This window comes from Pseudomonas sp. F220, from assembly GCF_057813935.1.
In genome coordinates this window covers 1-1,063 of the sequence record NZ_JBVASJ010000106.1, presented here as the reverse complement: position 1 = coordinate 1,063, position 1,063 = coordinate 1, and the positions used below count along the sequence as shown (strand labels likewise).

General features: G+C 50.1%; 1 protein-coding gene. It reads right to left on the bottom strand.

Annotated elements, in window-relative coordinates; genetic code table 11:
* Positions 1-101: 101 nt before the first annotated feature.
* Entirely contained in the window at positions 102-917 is an 816-nt protein-coding gene (locus tag ACZYSM_RS29175; protein ID WP_489077137.1) for a carbamoyltransferase C-terminal domain-containing protein, read from the bottom strand.
* Positions 918-1,063: the final 146 nt, after the last annotated feature.

Here is a 1,063-nt window from a genome sequence, read left to right as displayed (position 1 = left end):
GGTGTATTCGAGTTCGGAGAAGGTCTTCTGCACGCGCGTAACGCTCACGGAGAGGGTGGTTGGTTGAAGGTACTCAGTGTGCCAAGGGTGGGGACGGTTGGCTATTTTTGCAGCGTCTCCCTAAGTAGCATCTCCAAAGCTTGGATTGGCGTCTCGACAATAGGCTGCCCACGCACGTTGAACGACGTGTTTAAAAGCACCGGTAGACCAGTGATCACTTCAAATGACTTGAGCAAGCGATGGATTTCAGGGTTTCGCGATTTGTCGACGGTCTGCACTCTCGCCGTACCGTCGACGTGCGTCACAGCCCCCAGTGCTTCCCGGTAGCCATCACGCACCTCGACGATCTCTAGCATGTAGGGTAAATCGACATTGCAATCAAAGAAAATCTCGGCAGACTCACTCGTCACCATTGGTGCGAAGGGCCGGAAGTCTTCTCGGTACTTAATCCAACGGTTGATATGAAGCCAAGTTTCCTTTTTTCTCGGATCCGCCAAGATTGATCTCGCGCCCAGTGCTCGTGGGCCGAACTCGCTGCCCAGCGTTAATGAGAAATGACCAAATACCTTCCCTTTAGACAATTGCGTGGCTATCACTTGCGTATCGACTTTACTGATTTTTACCCTGTTCGAGTATTTATTGAGCGCTAGAAATACATCGTTAAGATCATAAATTACGCCAAGGAAATCAGTGTCGAACAGTGCTGTTGGAACGTGCCCCGTCGACCAATACAACGCGGCTGCGGCGGCACCAATCGCTACACCAGCATCATGTTGAGCCGGCAACAGAAAAAAGCTCTTGGGCGAGAGGCTTGTCCTGATCTTGTGATTGGCGACCGAATTTAATGCGATACCTCCAGAGAAAACGATATGGTCTTGACTTACCGCATACTTATTGAATCGGTCCAGCAGTGCCAACTCTAAGTCGGCCTGGACTCTAGTGTCCTGAGCGGTTAATTCAATAACTTATTCTTTATCGCCCCCAGCTTTGCTTTGTTTACGGAGCTGATGATTGATTCAGCCGTCTTATTCCACCTGAAGGGCTTGGCTGAAAGGTCATTGTG